Origin of the sequence: Acinetobacter sp. Marseille-Q1618, assembly GCF_902809855.1 — a bacterium.
Lineage (GTDB): Bacteria > Pseudomonadota > Gammaproteobacteria > Pseudomonadales > Moraxellaceae > Acinetobacter.
The window spans coordinates 791,668-808,312 of the sequence record NZ_CADDWJ010000001.1 but is presented as its reverse complement, the minus strand read 5'-3'; the positions used below and the strand labels follow the sequence as shown (position 1 = coordinate 808,312).

Genomic DNA, 16,645 nt, shown 5'->3' with positions numbered 1-16,645 from the left:
GTGAAGATGACTAAAGAAGAGGCATGTTTCATTCTTATGCAAGAAATTGTTAAATTTTAAGAAATCATAACATTAGTTAGTGGTTGAATCATCAAAGCGAAAAAGGTTACTGTAGCGAATCTGTTAAAGAAAACCAAATCTGAGAAGGATGATCGTGTATGAAATCACGTGCAGCGGTGGCTTTTGCGCCAGGAAAACCTTTAGAAATTGTGGAAATTGATGTTGCACCACCACAAAAAGGTGAAGTGTTGGTAAAAATTACCCATACAGGCGTATGCCATACAGATGCATTTACCTTGTCAGGTGATGATCCAGAAGGTGTATTCCCAGCAGTGCTTGGACATGAGGGCGCAGGTATCGTCGTAGAAGTAGGTGAAGGCGTAACTTCTGTTGCTGTAGGCGATCATGTGATTCCGCTCTATACAGCAGAATGTGGAGAATGTTTATTCTGTAAGTCAGGAAAGACCAACTTGTGTACTGCAGTACGTGCTACACAAGGCAAAGGTGTCATGCCTGACGGTACTACACGTTTTTCATACAATGGTGAACCAATTTATCACTATATGGGATGTTCTACATTTAGTGAATATACAGTTGTTGCTGAAGTATCTTTGGCAAAAATCAATCCTGAAGCAAATCCAGAACATGTCTGTTTACTAGGCTGTGGTGTGACCACAGGGATTGGCGCTGTACACAATACCGCTAAAGTACAAGCGGGTGACAGTGTTGCAGTATTTGGTTTAGGCGGAATTGGTCTAGCTGTGGTTCAAGGCGCACGTCAAGCCAAAGCAGGGCGCATTATCGTGGTAGATACCAACCCAGACAAATTCAAATTAGCGGAAGAGTTTGGTGCAACCGACTTCCTCAATCCAAAAGATTATGACAAGCCTATTCAACAAGTCATTGTCGAAATGACGGGTTGGGGTGTGGATCATTCCTTTGAATGTATTGGTAATGTCAATGTTATGCGTTCAGCACTGGAATGCGCGCATCGTGGCTGGGGACAGTCGGTAATTATTGGTGTTGCTGGGGCTGGTCAAGAAATTTCTACACGCCCATTCCAATTGGTTACTGGACGCAAATGGATGGGAACAGCATTTGGTGGTGTGAAAGGGCGTAGCCAATTACCAGGTATGGTGGAAGATGCAATGAAAGGTGAAATTCAACTTGAGCCTTTTGTAACGCATACCATGGGTTTAAAAGATATTAATGAAGCCTTTGACTTGATGCACGAAGGTAAATCTATTCGTACAGTGGTTCACTTCTAAATTAGGTCTTTAAAATCAAGATTGTTTTAAATCAGTGGAATTTTAAATTTCACTGATTTTTTATTTAAATAAAGATTCAAGTTATAACTCACACTTTCTTTAAATAAAATAGCTGTTGCAGAAAGTCGACATTTAGAAAATAAAAAATTGCTATAGTATGCTTTTAATTCTAAATTATCTTTATGAAAAATATTGCATTTTTAAGTTCAATGTTGCTTTTACTTAGCGCATGTTCATCGCTTCAACCTCAACAACAGTCTTCAGAAACAATCGGTATGGCAAATCCAGCCAGTCAATATTGCATTGAGCAAGGCGGTCGTTCAGAAATCGTGAAAGAAGCACAAGGCGAAATCGGCTATTGTCATTTGAAAAATGGACAAAAAATAGAAGAGTGGACGCTTTTTCGCCAAAATCAAGCACAATGTATTCCAGAGCAAGCTAAAAAATTAGTGGGGCAGGATGATCAAGATGATGCTCAATTAAAACAACACACCCAAGCTGAAACCATTCGACGTGTTGCACCTAACCAACCGATGACAATGGATTTTCGTTCTGATCGTTTGACTTTAGTAATTGATCCTGCAAGCAAAAAAATCTTGCGTGCGAATTGTGGTTAAGTCTTAAATCCATATATATGACGATGATTGATAAAACAATTCAATCATCGTTGAATTATTTATTTGGTTTAAATTATACCAATCAATAAAAGTTTTATAATATATCTTTAGAATAATTTTTTCTGTTTCCAATCATAAATTGAGACTCGAAAACGTCATCCATAATTGTTTGAGGCAGGACTACAAATGATTGAGCATGTTTTTGCAATACATCAATCAATTTGTGGTATTTGTCGAATTTTACGGTGAGAAGCAAAGCTTCGCAAGATGGTTTCCTTGCGCAGTTTCACTGCTCATTTTGTCGAAACAAAAGTAGGTCGAGCCGAAGGCTAATCCCTAAAGACAAACTTTAGATGTAAGACTCCGTCAAAAAAATCACTTATATTATGTTATCTTCAAAGAATGGTATTAATTCATAAGACATTTCAATGCCACAATCTTCTACAAAGTGTGAATCATGTGAAACTAAAATAACAGCGCCTGAAAAATCTTGTATCGTACCAGCTAATAATTCCCGTGAATCAATATCTAAATGATTTTCAGGTTCATCCAATAATAATAAATCAATCGTGTGTTCAGACTGACTTAGCGCAAGTAAGGCAATTTTAAGTTTTTCACCACCACTTAAATGCTCAACTGCTAAAATCGCTTTGTCACCCCCTAGACGCAGTTGCCCCAATAAATTGCGCCATTCTGTATCAGAATAAATTGCATTAAATGCTTTTAAATTTTCAATCGCATTACATTTAGGATCTAAAAAACTAAAGTTTTGATCTAAATAAACGACATGACCTGTGATAAAAACCTGATTATTATCAGTAAATTTTTGATGAGCAATCATCTTCAATAAAGTCGATTTTCCTGCGCCATTGTTACCTAATAAATGCAATTTTTCACCAGCTTTGAGGGAAAAATGAATCGGGCTTTGGCTAGCAAATGGTAAGATATAATTGTTGAAACGTATTAATTCTCCAGTTTTGTGTGGCGAGGATATAAACTGTAGTTTTTGATACTTTACATGTACTTGTTGATTTCTCGCATCGCTCAATTGTTGTTGAGCAGCTAAAACTTGCCTATTTTGCTGATCTTTGAGTTTCGCAAGACTCTGTCCTGACTGTTCCTTTTTAAAATCCAATAAAATTTTAGCTTGTGACGTATTTTCACGTAAACGTTGCCCTTGATGTTGACGTTTTTGTGCTTTCATCAAACTTTGATGCTGTTGTTGTTTCAACTGTTTAAGCTGTCGCTTTTGCTGTTCTACAGTCTGATTTAATGCTTTGGTTTGAAGGTTTATATGCTGTTGATAAACTTTATAATTCCCATGAATATGTTGGATACCATGTACATTTAAAGCATAAATATGCTGCATATGTTCTAATAAGTTACGATCATGGCTAATCACCAAGACACCCGCAGGATGCTTTAACATAGACTGTTGCAACCACAAGCGACTCGCTTGATCAAGATGATTACTGGGTTCATCCAGCAAAAGATAATGATCTTTCTTTTGGAATAAGGCACACAGAGCTAAGCGAGTTTTCTGACCCTCGCTCAGTTTTATAGTCGGAAAATCTAAATCCGTAGGTAAATTTGCCTGAGTTAGACTATTTTCCCACTCACTGGGTAAATGCCAAGCACCTTCAACGCTTTCATAATCCTCTAAACTGCCTAGACTATGTTTTATACGTTGGAAAGCTTGATGTAAATCTTCAACACCTAAAGCTTGAGCAATATTTTGAGCTTGTAAACGGTAAAACTGTGGCAAATATGCATACGCTAAATTCCATATGATCTGCCCACTGCTCTGAAAATTTTCTGATTGAAAACCTTGTAATAGCTGCATGAGTAAGGACTTGCCTTGACCATTTTGACCAATCAAAGCACTGGCTTGATGCGGGTAGAGGCTAAAATTTAAATTTTGAAATAAAATCTGATGAGGGAAGGTTAAACCAAGTTGTGAAACGATACATGCCTGTTGAGTCATAATAAACCTCATAAAACAGGATGTACAAAATATTGAATATTAAAAATTAACTGTACTTTTAGTGGAGATATTTTCAAGTAAATGCTTTTATATTCAAAATGATATAAAACCAATAAAAATAAGCACTTGAAGATATAAACAGAATAACCAATTCAGACATTTTGCACATCAAAAATAAAAGGATGGAATTTGATGAGAAAATGACTTACTTCATTGGCGTTACTCTATAAACAGAAATAGTAGGAAACTTATTGTATAAAAATAATGCAATTTGTCAAATGAATATAGACTTGCATTTTATAAAAAGCCTTATACTTCAAGAAGACTACTTTAGTAATAAACCAAAATAGCCTAAGCAAATTTATTTTAAAAATGCTTAAAAACTCGCAATAGCTCATTTCTTAAAAAAGTATGTCTGGGATTTGATTGCAAATCCTTAAACCAAAACATTCCAATATTAATCAAAGGTAAATCTAAAGGATGCTTAAATATACAAATTTGATTGGAAATTGATAAATGGCTTAAAACCTCTTGGGGAATCGTCAAAACAGCATTTGGATTACTTTCTAAAATTTGTAAAGCGGTTGAATAATGCTGACAACGTAATAACAGCGCCCGAGAAAAATTCTGCTGCTGAATAAATGAATCTTCTAATAAAACACCCGTGCGTCGAGAGGACACCCCAATATGTTTTGCAGCAAAATAAAGTTGTTTATTCATATTTTTTTGTTGTGAACATACTACAAATTTATCCTGAATCAGGGTTTGAAACTCGATGTTATGCGCATAGTTTTGTTGAAGATCAATCGCAAAATCAATTTGTTGCGTGACGAGTTCGGTTTGAACAGTTTTACGATCTAATTTACTACTCAAAAATTGAATATCTAAATTTAAATTTTGAAAATGTTTGAATAATTTAGGAAATATTAATGGTTCAATTTCATCATGAATCGCGATTTTTAATGTTTTTACCATACTCGGCGCAAAACTTTGCTGCGGTTCAGAGAGCTTTTGTAGTAGGGCTAAAGCTTGAAGAATGTGGGGGTAAATCTGTTCTGCAAATGGTGTTGGACGCATTTTCTGATTATGCCGTACAAATAAATCATCTTTTAAGAGTAGACGTAAGCGTTGTAAGGCATGACTTACCGCAGATTGGCTCACACACAAAAGATGTGCCGCTTGGGTAATGCTATTTTGTTGATAAATTGCAATAAAAACAGGGTATAAATTAATGTCTATACGATGAAAGACCGATAAATCTAATCCGTTTTGATTATGAATATGATTCATACCAATGTATCTAATTAAATCATTTTATTCATAGTAGGGTTAACAGTATGCTGTTGTAAAGCGTATTCACATTTTCAAGGACATAAAAATGTTTGAACTTTCCAAAAGAGCACAAGAATTTATAGAAAAAACCAAGCAATTTATTCAATATGAAATCGAACCGATTGAGCCTGAGTTTTGGAAGGAAATGCATCATCTCAATCAAGGGGATGATTGGACGACATGGCAGTGGCCAGCGCAACTCGAACAATTAAAACAAAAAGCCAAGGCTGCAGATTTATGGAATATGTTTTTGCCTGATACCGAACTTGGTCAAGGTTTATCTGTACAAGAATATGCGCATATTGCTGAGCTTTCAGGACGTAGTTTAATTGCACCTGTTGTATTTAATTGTAATGCACCCGACAGTGGCAATATGGAAGTATTATGGCGTTATGGCTCTGAAGCACAAAAAGAACAATGGTTAAAACCGCTATTGGATGGAAAAATTCGTTCTGTTTTTTGTATGACTGAGCCAGAAGTTGCATCTAGCGATGCCACCAATATGCAAGCAACAGCAATTGTGGAAGGGGATGAAATTGTTCTCAATGGTCGTAAATGGTGGTCATCGGGTTTAGGCGATCCAAATGCAAAAATTATTATTTTTATGGCACATACGCCAGACGTAAGTAAAGATCGCCATCATCAGCATTCTATGGTTTTGGTTCCTGTAGACACGCAAGGTGTAAAAATCGAACGTATGTTACCTGTATTTGGTGACTATGATGCGCCTCATGGTCATGGCGAAGTCAGCTTTGACAATGTTCGTGTGCCGATCTCAAATTTTATTGGTGGTGCAGGACAAGGTTTTGAAATTGCACAAGGGCGTTTAGGACCAGGACGTATTCACCATTGTATGCGCTGTATTGGCGCTGCTGAAAAATCTTTAGAACTGATGATTGATCGCGGTATGCGTCGAACAGCGTTTGGTAAAGAAATTTTAAAACTCGGTGGAAACTTGGAACGTGTCGCTGAAGCTCGTGTCGCCATTGATCAAGCACGACTTTTAACCTTGTATGCAGCCTATAAAATGGATACTTTAGGTAATATGGCAGCATTAACTGAAATTTCAGCGATTAAAGTGGTTGCGCCAAATGTATTGCAACAAGTCGTTGATATGGCGATTCAAATTCATGGTGGTGAAGGTTTGTCACATGACACACCACTGACAGGATTCTTTGCTCAGGCTCGGGCATTACGTTTGGCAGATGGGCCAGATGAAGTACATAAAGGGATGATTGCTAAACTTGAATTAAAAAAACGGGGTTATGCTAGCCGTAAAAAGTAATCTAATTTGAATGAATTAAAAACGTCATTTTTCTGTGAAATGATAATATGGAAAAATGATCAGTATTGAAAATTAAACAATCAGGGAAAAATCATGTCGGTGATTGATGTTGGTGGAAATGTACGTGAAGGTGAAGAACTCGATGTTCGAGCTGTTGGAAATTGGTTAATTGAAAATGGTTCTGAAATTTCAGGGCCTGTAGAAGTGACTCAATATTCAGGAGGCGCATCCAATTGGACATATCGTTTGAAATATGCCAATGCTGACTTGATTTTACGTCGTCCACCGAAAGGCACAAAAGCAAAATCAGCGCATGACATGGCTCGTGAATATAACGTACAACGTTGGCTTGCGCCGTATTATCCTGTTCTCCCTGAAATGGTTGCCTTATGCCAAGATGAATCGGTGATTGGATGTGATTTCTATGTGATGAAACGTATCGAAGGCATTATTCCTCGAGCAAAACTTCCACCAGAGTTAAAGTTTAATGAAGAGCAAGTGCATGAATTATGTGTCAATGTACTTGATAAACTGATTGAATTACATCAAGTTCCCTATAAAGGCACAAAACTTGAACAGCTGGGTAAAGGGGATGGCTACTGTCGCCGACAAGTGGAAGGTTGGGACAAGCGCTATGAAAAAGCGCATACTATCAATGTGCCAAGTTTTAAGTTTGTGCGTAAATGGCTACTTGAGCATATTCCTGAAGACTCAACCAGTTGCTTGATTCACAATGATTGGCGCTTTGATAATGTCATTCTTGATCCTAAAAATCCAACTCAAGTGATTGGGGTTCTAGACTGGGAAATGGCAACGATCGGTGATCCATTGATGGACTTAGGGTCGGCATTGGCCTATTGGGTTGAAGACACCGATAACCAAATTTTTAAATCAACTCGTCGCCAACCTACTCATTTAAAAGGGATGTTTACACGCAAAGAAGTAGTGGATTACTACTTAGAAAAAACTGGGTTACAACCTGAGAATTGGGCATTTTATGAAGTATTTGGTATTTTCCGTTTAGCGGTTATCGCTCAGCAAATTTATTATCGTTATTATCATAAGCAAACCAATAATCCTGCGTTTAAAGACTTTTGGATTGTGATTCATGCGCTACATATTCGTGCTTTAAAATTGATTGCCAAGCAAAAAATTGAAGCAAATGAACTCGTACAAGAATATATGGCTAAATTTAAGGAAATTTTAGGAAAATGACCACAATTTATCTCGTCCGTCATGGGCAAGCGTCTTTTGGTGCGGAAAGTTACGATAAATTATCGTGTCATGGTGAGCAACAAGCCAAAGTATTAGGTCAATTTTTTAAAGATATTTTAAAAGAACAGCCTTATGTTGTGGCTGGTTCGATGCAACGCCATCAACAAACCGCTGAATTTGCGCTTGCAGAATGTTTTCCTGAAACACAAATTCATATCAATCCTGCTTGGAATGAGTTTAACCACCAACAAGTCTTTGCTCAGTACGATCCTCGTTTCAATGAACCGCATTTATTAAAACAAGAAGTCGCAAAAGAACAAAGTCCACGGGCATATTTGGCTAAAATTTTTGATGGTGCGATTGAACGATGGACGGGTGGGGATTTTCATCATGAATATGATGAGTCTTGGCCAAATTTTAAAAATCGTGTGGAATCGGCTTTGCAAAATTTATGTGATGAGCTCGCACAAACCAAACCACGCTATGCGGTAGTTTTTACTTCGGGTGGTGTGATTTCTGTTGCCGCAGGAAAAGTCATGGAACTGAATGTAAATCGTACTTTTGCTTTAAACTGGGCGATTGCCAATACCAGTTTAACCACGATGCGGTTAGTTGGAAATGAACCGCAGTTATTAAGTTTAAATGAACATCACTTTTTAAAAGCACAAGATATTAACCTTCTTACGTGGATTTAAACTGGATTTTTAATCTCATCTTTCACATAAAATAGGGTTAAAAACAAATAAAATAGGAATGTAGTAATGGCGAAAACAATTTTAATTACAGGCGCAAGTTCAGGCATCGGTGCAGGTATGGCACGTGAATTTGCACAAAAAGGTTATAACTTAGCGATCTGTGCAAGACGTTTAGAACGTTTAGAAAACTTACAGCAAGAACTTGAGTCAAAATATGGTGTAAAAGTTATTGCTAAAACCTTGGATGTGACCAACTACGAACAAGTTTTTCAAGTTTTTCGTGAGTTTAAAAACGATTTTGGGACGATTGAGCGTATTATTGTCAATGCAGGGGTTGGTGATGGTCGTCGTATCGGAAATGGAAAATTTGAAATCAATCGTGCAACAGTAGAAACTAACTTTATTTCAGCATTAGCACAATGTGAAGCAGCAGTTGAAATTTTCCGTGAGCAAAAATTTGGGCATCTGGTTGTCATTTCTTCCATGAGTGCGATTCGTGGTATGCCAAAACATTTAACTGCTTATGGCGCAAGCAAAGCAGGGGTTGCAGCATTGGCAGAGGGAATCCGAGCAGAATTGATTAATACAAAAATCAAAGTTTCAACGATTTTCCCTGGTTATATTCGTACTGAAATTAATGAAGGTGCAAAAAAATTACCTTTTGAAGTTGATGTGGAAACAGGCTCGCATTTATTGGTCAAAGCCATTGAAAAACAACCTGTTAAGGCCTATGTACCACAATGGCCTTGGTTACCATTAGGACTGGCAATGAAAGTATTACCTCTGAAAATTGTGAATAAATTAGGGTAGTTTTATTGAATAATTAGGGTTAAAAGAAGTTTTAAAAAATCTTTTAACCCTTTTTTAAAAACACGCTAACTATTTATTCTTTAAATAAATCGACTGAATATAACCTTCAATTTCAGTATCATGATGAACAAATAAAACTTTGACCCAATATTCATTCACTGGATTGGCATAAACTTTAACCATGCTATTACGTGGAATTTCAACGAGTATCGAACTATTAATCGTGGCTTGTTCACGTAATGAAATTTTAGTTGTCACCTGCGCTGCATGGATTTGATGAATAAATTTTAAATAATCTTCAATAAAATCTACGGTGAAGTCGACATTATCAAAATTAAAGCAATAAATAATAAACAGCAGATCGAGTAAGTATTTTTGATAATTTGAAATAGCTGAGCTAAACATATTCGCTTTATAGTTGGTATCTAAACACAGCTTAGACTGTAGTTGAACTGATATCGAATAATCCTCTAAAATCTCTTTAAAAGCAGTATAATATTTTGCAATATCAGAGTCTTGTCGTTCGCTATTCAAAACACGTTGTAATTGTAAGGAAAGAAAAGGCTGCTTTTGAATAAGTTGAATATTTTCTAAAAGATCATCTCGTTGCTGAGAAATAGTTAAATTTTTATGATTGTTAATGGATTTTCTTAGAAAATGAATAAAAGTTTGTAATTCAGGTGCAGAATTTAGAGTAGATATAAATCTAGATGTTTGCATTTTATTTGAATAGTGCTCAAGTTTTGTATTCAAAATTCATCCCCATGAACATTAAAAATATCATTTGTGATATTTGTCACATTATATGAAAAGATACTATGCTTTAAAAGCATATCTCATATATATTGACTATTCAGTATTTATTAAAATTAAGCAGTATAATCATGGCAATATCGTGACCATGATTGAATATTATCCTTATGCTACCACTCAAACTCATTACATTCGGTTTGATTCCGTCATTACTGATACAAGGCTACCAAGTCAAAAAAAATACACTTCGTTTGCCTGAACCCGAAGGCATGCGAAAGGGCAGTATTGGTCAAGGAAAACCGTTATCAATTTTGATTTTAGGCGATTCTGCTGCTGCCGGTGTTGGCGTTACACAGCAACAAGATGCATTATTAGGTGCTTTACTTGTTACATTACAACCTGATTTTAAAATTCAGTATCAACTTGAAGCCAAAACTGGTGATACAACGCTACAAGTTTTAGAACGCACACAACAACTTGAACATCAACATTTCGATGTCGTGATCACTTCAATTGGCGTAAATGATGTGACGAAACTTATTTCACCGAAAAAATGGCTTCAGCAACAGCAGATATTTTATGCAACCATTGAAAGAAAGTTTACTCCACACATGGTTTTGGTGACAGGTGTACCACCGATGCATTTATTTCCTGCATTGCCCAATCCGTTGGGATGGTTGTTTGGACAATACTCAAGTGAAATGAATAAAAAACTTGCAGAGTTTGTTGCTGCAAAAGCGAATTATCAATTAATTCAATTTGATTTGGCTCATTTTAAAGCTTTAAACTTACAAATGGCAGAGGATGGTTTTCATCCTAGCAAAGAAATTTATCAAGTTTGGGCACAAGAATTGTCGAATAAAATCAGATTAATGTTTTAATGGAATATCAGATCTAACTTTGTACCTGCCAGCAATGTAATAGAGTTAAAAGTTAATTCGAGATAGATTTATAGCTCAGGAAAATATTTATCGCTCTAGCAAAGCCTTAATTGCGTTTCACCATCAAATCCAAACCAAAGGCATTTAACAACTTCAAAATAGACTTTAAGGTAGGATTTGACTCAGGTTGTTCAATTTTCTGTAGTGTTTGTGGAGCAATCTTGGTAATTTTCGCCATTTCAGGCAAAGTGAGTCTTAATTCAGTTCGTAAATACTTTGCAACTTGATAAATTTCCCACTCAGGATGCTGTTCTATGGTATCCAAAACTTCCTGTCTTTTTTGCATCTGCTCAATCGGACTGAGCGACTTAAAACGTTTATCCATTATGATAACTCACTCAATTGTTGACAAATATTTTCAATCCTTGGTTGGCTATTGTTAATAATTTCTTGATCAATTCCAAGCTCTTGCATAAATTCAATTAAATTTTGATAATAGGGTAACTGTTGCTTAAAGATATCAATTAACCTTTGTTTTTCAATTTTACAAAGCTCTGAAACTTGCTCAATGACAGATTGCCAAATCGGCGCGCCTCCATGATCATCTTGTTCCCAACGTGTCGCTCGGGCAATCCCATCAGGATGTAACCACATCGGTGCAAAATCATATAAAGGAGTTAATTGTATAAGTCCTTGATCATTTCTTTGAATCGCAGTATTGCGTGTATGGTTATCTTTATTTCCCAAAGCAACATTGGCAAGGTCACGTTTTAAATATTCAAAAATTTGACTTTCAGGATGAGTGCAACTTTCCATAAGTAAGCCACAGATTTGATTATGTGAAAGTTTTACTCCAAATCCAGCTTTTTGCCCAAGTGAAGCAATACTTTCTTGTGCAATACGTATCACTTGTCCATTTTCAATTTTACGATCAAACCTTGGAATAAATAAAGTTCGCCCATGCATTTCCAATTCTTGATAAACATTTAATTGTAAATACTGCGCAATTTTCATATACAGCGCTTCTTGCGTTAAAATTTTTTCTAGTCGTAAATCTTGGCCACGACTAAACTTTACCAACCAGTGCTTTTTAGCTTGATCATCCACAAGTGTATGATCTAAATAAAATAAATCATCTTTGGCTTGAGTAAGGAGCAGCTTTGGCCATTCACCTTGTACCCCAGAAGAACCACCTACAAATAAACCAAAAGATGCAAGAGACTCAATAAAATGTTCTTTTCTTTCAATGATTTCTTGTAGCGTAAATCCCTTAATCGTATTGGGATAATTGGCTTGTAGCCATTCATGTGCTTCTTTAATTCGTAAGTTTCCAATCGGATTACTTGCACCCGAATTTAATAATGCCCAATCTGCCTGCTGCTGTGCATTTTCAGGAAAATTAAGTTGTTGTAATAACTCTTTACGCCCAAAACCTTGAGGCAATAAATCTATTAAAAATGCTGGCCAAGTATTCAAACTTTGACTTTGTACATTGACAGGAAAATGATAGCTTAAAGCATATGCGTCACGCTGATCCATATGTGAAATTGCATACTCAAAAAGATAAGATGTGCGTGTCTTGGCTTCCCAACCTAAGCTCGAAGCATCTAATAATTCAACAATTGCACAGTCTTGCCATTGTTGTTGATTAAAAATCTGAATTGTACAATAAGTATTCATAAATCTATTATAATGGATTTATACAAGAAATAAAGACTATATCTATTTATTATAATAAAATAATAGATATTCAATAATATGTTAGACTAACCAAGTAGTCACTTAAAAATATTGTTCAATGACAGACAGTTTGATAGAAACCCATCCTTTAGAACCATTTTTACCTAAAAATGCTAAGCTTTTGATGCTCGGTAGCTTTCCACCACCAAAAACGCGTTGGAAAATGGATTTTTATTATCCGAATTATCAAAATGATATGTGGAGAATCTTTGGCTTAGTCTTTTTTCAAGATAAAGAGCATTTTTTAGATTTGCCCAATAAAAATTTTAAAGAAGATAAAATACGTGATTTTTTAAATGAAAAGGGCATCGCAATATTTGATACGGCATACCAAGTGATTCGTTTAAAGGGTAATGCTTCGGATAAATTTCTACAGATCGAAACAGCCACAGATTTAAAACAATTATTAGATCAAATGCCTGAATGTAATAACATCATGACTACTGGAGATAAAGCTACAGATACTTTGATGTTGTCTATGCCAGAAGACACTGACAAGCCGCAAATTGGTCATGCAGTGCATACCGTATTTGATCAACGAGAAATTACTTTATATCGTATGCCATCGTCATCACGTGCTTATCCATTAGCATTGACGGAAAAAGCCAAAGTATATCAACAGTTTTTTAAAGAAATTATTTTGTTATAATTTTTAGTTTAAATTAAAAATAAAAAGGGAAAACACCAAAGCATTTTCCCTTTATTGGTTTTATAGCACATTTAGAAATTTACTAAATTTTTAATCGAAAAAATATCATCCAAAGATTGCTTACTTAATAGCTTTCATCTTCAATGATAGTAAGAATACTTTTGCCTGTTTCGTTCGCGGCTTTTGCAATCCGTGTCGTAGTTTCATAGCCAAGATAGGGATTTAATGCAGTGATAATACCAATAGAATTATCCACTAAATTTTTACAGTGTGATGCGTTTGCAGTCACGCTATCAATACAGTAATTTTTGAACATTTTTACAGTTTTTTCTAACAGATCAATTGATTCAAATAACTTAAGTGCAATCAAAGGTTCCATTGCGTTGAGTTGTAACTGACCAGATTCTGCTGCAAGTGTAATCGCTAAATCATTGGCAATAATTTGATAACAGGCAATATTCACAGCTTCAGGAATCACAGGATTTACTTTACCAGGCATGATTGAGCTGCCTGGTTGGCGAGGCTCTAAATTTATCTCATTAATACCTGTGCGTGGACCACTCGAAAGTAGACGTAAGTCATTGGCAATTTTGGATAATTTTGTTGCAGTCCGTTTTAATAACCCTGAAAGCAATACAAAATCACCCATGTCTGAACTTGCTTCGATCAAATGTGGCGCACTCATCATAGGTCTATGCGTAATTTCAGAAAGTACAGAAAGTGCATTTTTCTTATATTGTTCTGAAGCATTAATACCTGTACCGATCGCAGTACCGCCTAGATTTACATAGCATAATGTTTCAGAAGAAATGTCTAGAATTTTTTCAATATCTTTCTTTAAAGTGGCTGAAAAACCTGAAAATTCTTGTCCAAGTGTCATCGGTACAGCATCTTGTAATTGTGTACGTCCCATTTTAACGATATTGGCAAACTCAATGCCTTTTTGTGCAAGGCTTTCTACCAGTTCATTAAAGGGTTGCGTTAATTTTTCCAAACTTAGTAACAAGCCTAATTTGATTGAAGTTGGATAAACATCGTTGGTGGACTGTGACATATTGACATCATTATTTGGATGCAAATGTTTATATTCACCTTTTGCATAGCCTAAAAACTCTAAACCAATATTAGCAATGACTTCATTGGCATTCATATTGGTCGAAGTACCTGCACCACCTTGTAACATGTCAATTTGGAATTGGTCATGATAACGATCTTGTATTAATTCATTGCATGCAAATTGAATGGCTTTTAACTTTTCTGAAGAAAGTTTATCGGTATTGTGATTCGCTTCAGCACATGCCAATTTAACCATTGCAAGTGCTTTGATAAATAAAGGAAAATGATAAAGTTTAGTTGAACTTAAATTGAAATTTTCTAATGCTCTTAAGGTTTGTATACCATAATAAGCTTGAGCGGGAATTTGTTTTTGACCAAGTAAATCTGATTCTAAACGATGATGAGACATGAACATTGTCCAATGAGGATTTAATAAAAGCATAAAATTAAAAATTTCGTCTGGCTAATGCAAAAAATAAAAAATGTATGCAAATTTTGCATATAATATTGTTATTTTAAGCAGATTGTTGAAATAGAAATGAGTTTAGATATTCGCTGGATTGAAGATATTTTGGCACTAGATGATATGAAATCTATTTCAAAAGCTGCTGAACATCGCTTTGTGAGCCAATCCGCTTTTACACGAAGAATCCAACAAATTGAGCTGGATTTAGGACAAGAAATTTTAGTCAGAAATAGCAAAAATATTGAATTTAATGAAGTTGGACAAGTGCTTTTATCAACAGCCAAAAACATTAAAGATCAACTCGATCTCACTCTAAGTTTGTTAAACAAGCTCAATACACAAGATAAAATTATTAAATTTTCAGTTTCACACTCATTAATGTCGAATTATTTTTCTCAAGTTGTTAAATATTTACCTGAAAAATTGAAAGATTTTCATCTTGAAATTGCCACCAATAATGTCGGAGAAGGACTGAAAAATTTAAAAGAGGGCATTTGTCATTTTTTAATTTGTTATGCAGATACAACCTTGCTTAATTCACTAGACAATAGCTTGATTACATACCGTAAATTGGGTGAAATGGAAATTATTCCAGTATGTACAACTGAACAAAATTATGATTTAAAAAATGATCAACATTTACCGTTATTAACTTATGGTTCAAAGGCGTATTTACGTAAGTATGTCGATAAAATTATTCAATCATTAGATTATAAAATTTTATATGAAACAGACAATGCACTTGATTTAAAAGAGCTTGTTTTGCAAGGGTTGGGCATTGCATGGTTACCGAGAAATGTAGTGAATAATGAAATTAAGCAAAATAAGTTAAAAATTATTGGTGATACGAATTTTTATTTCACTCAGGAGATTTATATTTTAAAAAGTAAAATTAATCGTAATCCAAACTTACAACTGGTCTGGGAAAATTTGATCCATCATTAATATCTGGTTTTAATGAGTGTGGCATTTAATTCATGATTATGGATGATAATTGTAAGATCGTTTAGTTTTTATAGTAAGGATTTCGCATAATGTATATTATGTTAAATAAGATATCCAAGACTGTGACCTACGCAGTCGCTACTGGTGTCACAGCTCGGCAACATGAATCTCTTTGATATTATCTTTCAAATTACCACTAATAACTATACTAAGCTGACACATTCAAAAACCTTAACCCAATACCAGGCTCTGTCACGATGTATTTAGGATGCACCGCATTATCATTCAGCTTGGCACGTAACTTAGCTACCAAGATTCGTAAATAATGAGTATCTTCCTGATGTGATGGTCCCCAAAGATCTTTTAAAATCTGTGGTTGAGTTATCAACTGCCCTTTATGTTGAGCCAATAAACTTAATAATTGATATTCTTTGCGGGTAAGTGAAATAAGCTGTTGATTTAGAAAAACTTGTCTTTGTGTAAAATCAATTTTTAGAACACCATCGTCAAAAAATGATGTTTCAACAGTTGCATGTTGAAATTGTCGTAATAAAACACGTATTCTTGCCATTAACTCCTGCACACTAAATGGTTTAGTCACATAGTCATTTGCCCCTGCATCTAGTAATTTTACTTTTTCTTCCTCATCCGCGCGTACAGAAAGTACAATCACAGGTGTCTTTGACCATATTCGCAACTCCTCAAGTACTTCAAAGCCATCCAAATCAGGTAAACCAAGATCAAGAATAATTAAATCAGCACCTTGTAATGCCAATAAAGCTAAGCCTTTTTGTCCATTTTCTGCCAATAATGTTTTATAACCTTGTGCTCGCAGCGCAATATCTAAAAACTTACGAATCTGTGTTTCATCATCAATGATTAAAATATGCGTCATGGAACTCGCTGAGGCATTTTGCTCGGACATTTTTACTCCTTACACAACTAGATA

At 35.3% G+C, this 16,645-nt stretch carries 15 protein-coding genes and 1 pseudogene; 9 read left to right on the top strand and 7 right to left on the bottom strand.

Annotated elements, in window-relative coordinates:
- Positions 1-158 precede the first annotated feature (158 nt).
- Positions 159-1,268: an S-(hydroxymethyl)glutathione dehydrogenase/class III alcohol dehydrogenase gene (locus HUS24_RS03710; protein WP_173910689.1), complete on the top strand. Its 1,110-nt coding sequence runs from the start codon at positions 159-161 to the stop codon at positions 1,266-1,268.
- A 182-nt stretch (positions 1,269-1,450) separates the two neighbouring features.
- Positions 1,451-1,885: an I78 family peptidase inhibitor gene (locus tag HUS24_RS03705; RefSeq protein WP_173910688.1), complete on the top strand. Its 435-nt coding sequence runs from the start codon at positions 1,451-1,453 to the stop codon at positions 1,883-1,885.
- A gap of 379 nt (positions 1,886-2,264) precedes the next feature.
- On the opposite strand, the gene HUS24_RS03700 is transcribed toward HUS24_RS03705, so the two are convergent.
- Both HUS24_RS03700 and HUS24_RS03695 read right to left on the bottom strand, forming a co-directional pair.
- Positions 2,265-3,869: an ATP-binding cassette domain-containing protein gene (locus HUS24_RS03700; protein ID WP_173910687.1), complete on the bottom strand. Its 1,605-nt coding sequence runs from the start codon at positions 3,867-3,869 to the stop codon at positions 2,265-2,267.
- A 366-nt stretch (positions 3,870-4,235) separates the two neighbouring features.
- Positions 4,236-5,159, bottom strand: coding sequence for a LysR family transcriptional regulator (locus HUS24_RS03695; RefSeq protein ID WP_173910686.1), 924 nt, complete (start codon positions 5,157-5,159; stop codon positions 4,236-4,238).
- Between the two features lie 88 nt (positions 5,160-5,247).
- Between HUS24_RS03695 and HUS24_RS03690 the strand changes: the two genes are divergently transcribed.
- From HUS24_RS03690 to HUS24_RS03675, 4 genes are all read left to right on the top strand, one after another.
- Entirely contained in the window at positions 5,248-6,486 is a 1,239-nt protein-coding gene (locus tag HUS24_RS03690) for an acyl-CoA dehydrogenase family protein (protein WP_173910685.1), read from the top strand.
- 93 nt (positions 6,487-6,579) lie between these two features.
- Positions 6,580-7,701: a phosphotransferase family protein gene (locus HUS24_RS03685; RefSeq protein WP_173910684.1), complete on the top strand. Its 1,122-nt coding sequence runs from the start codon at positions 6,580-6,582 to the stop codon at positions 7,699-7,701.
- Positions 7,698-8,396, top strand: coding sequence for a histidine phosphatase family protein (locus HUS24_RS03680; RefSeq protein ID WP_173910683.1), 699 nt, complete (start codon positions 7,698-7,700; stop codon positions 8,394-8,396). Before HUS24_RS03685 ends, HUS24_RS03680 begins: the two co-directional genes overlap by 4 nt.
- A 66-nt stretch (positions 8,397-8,462) precedes the next feature.
- Complete coding sequence (locus HUS24_RS03675) at positions 8,463-9,206, top strand: SDR family oxidoreductase (RefSeq protein ID WP_173910682.1); 744 nt, start codon at positions 8,463-8,465, stop codon at positions 9,204-9,206.
- Positions 9,207-9,275: 69 nt separating this feature from the next.
- On the opposite strand, the gene HUS24_RS03670 is transcribed toward HUS24_RS03675, so the two are convergent.
- Entirely contained in the window at positions 9,276-9,959 is a 684-nt protein-coding gene (locus HUS24_RS03670) for an SH3 domain-containing protein (RefSeq protein WP_173910681.1), read from the bottom strand.
- A 167-nt stretch (positions 9,960-10,126) separates the two neighbouring features.
- Between HUS24_RS03670 and HUS24_RS03665 the strand changes: the two genes are divergently transcribed.
- A complete protein-coding gene (locus HUS24_RS03665; protein WP_173910680.1) occupies positions 10,127-10,840 on the top strand; it encodes an SGNH/GDSL hydrolase family protein in 714 nt (237 codons plus the stop codon).
- Between the two features lie 106 nt (positions 10,841-10,946).
- Here HUS24_RS03665 and HUS24_RS03660 read toward each other — a convergent pair whose 3' ends face one another.
- Both HUS24_RS03660 and HUS24_RS03655 read right to left on the bottom strand, forming a co-directional pair.
- Complete coding sequence (locus HUS24_RS03660; RefSeq protein ID WP_173910679.1) at positions 10,947-11,225, bottom strand: helix-turn-helix domain-containing protein; 279 nt, start codon at positions 11,223-11,225, stop codon at positions 10,947-10,949.
- The gene (locus HUS24_RS03655; protein WP_173910678.1) at positions 11,225-12,520 is read right to left on the bottom strand and encodes a type II toxin-antitoxin system HipA family toxin; all 1,296 of its coding nucleotides are present in this window, start codon (positions 12,518-12,520) and stop codon (positions 11,225-11,227) included. The genes HUS24_RS03660 and HUS24_RS03655 overlap by 1 nt, the downstream gene beginning before the upstream one ends.
- A gap of 118 nt (positions 12,521-12,638) precedes the next feature.
- Here HUS24_RS03655 and HUS24_RS03650 point away from each other — a divergent pair, with 118 nt between their 5' ends.
- On the top strand, positions 12,639-13,229 hold the full coding sequence (locus tag HUS24_RS03650; protein ID WP_173910677.1) for a uracil-DNA glycosylase family protein: 591 nt from the start codon (positions 12,639-12,641) through the stop codon (positions 13,227-13,229).
- A 71-nt stretch (positions 13,230-13,300) separates the two neighbouring features.
- On the opposite strand, the pseudogene HUS24_RS03645 reads toward HUS24_RS03650, so the two are convergent.
- Positions 13,301-14,700, bottom strand: a pseudogene (locus HUS24_RS03645) (aspartate ammonia-lyase).
- 123 nt (positions 14,701-14,823) lie between these two features.
- Between HUS24_RS03645 and HUS24_RS03640 the strand changes: the two are divergent.
- On the top strand, positions 14,824-15,696 hold the full coding sequence (locus HUS24_RS03640) for a LysR substrate-binding domain-containing protein (protein WP_173910676.1): 873 nt from the start codon (positions 14,824-14,826) through the stop codon (positions 15,694-15,696).
- A 208-nt stretch (positions 15,697-15,904) separates the two neighbouring features.
- On the opposite strand, the gene HUS24_RS03635 is transcribed toward HUS24_RS03640, so the two are convergent.
- Positions 15,905-16,621 carry a response regulator gene (locus tag HUS24_RS03635; RefSeq protein WP_173910675.1) on the bottom strand — a complete coding sequence of 239 codons (717 nt, stop codon included), beginning with the start codon at positions 16,619-16,621 and terminating at the stop codon, positions 15,905-15,907.
- Positions 16,622-16,645: the final 24 nt, after the last annotated feature.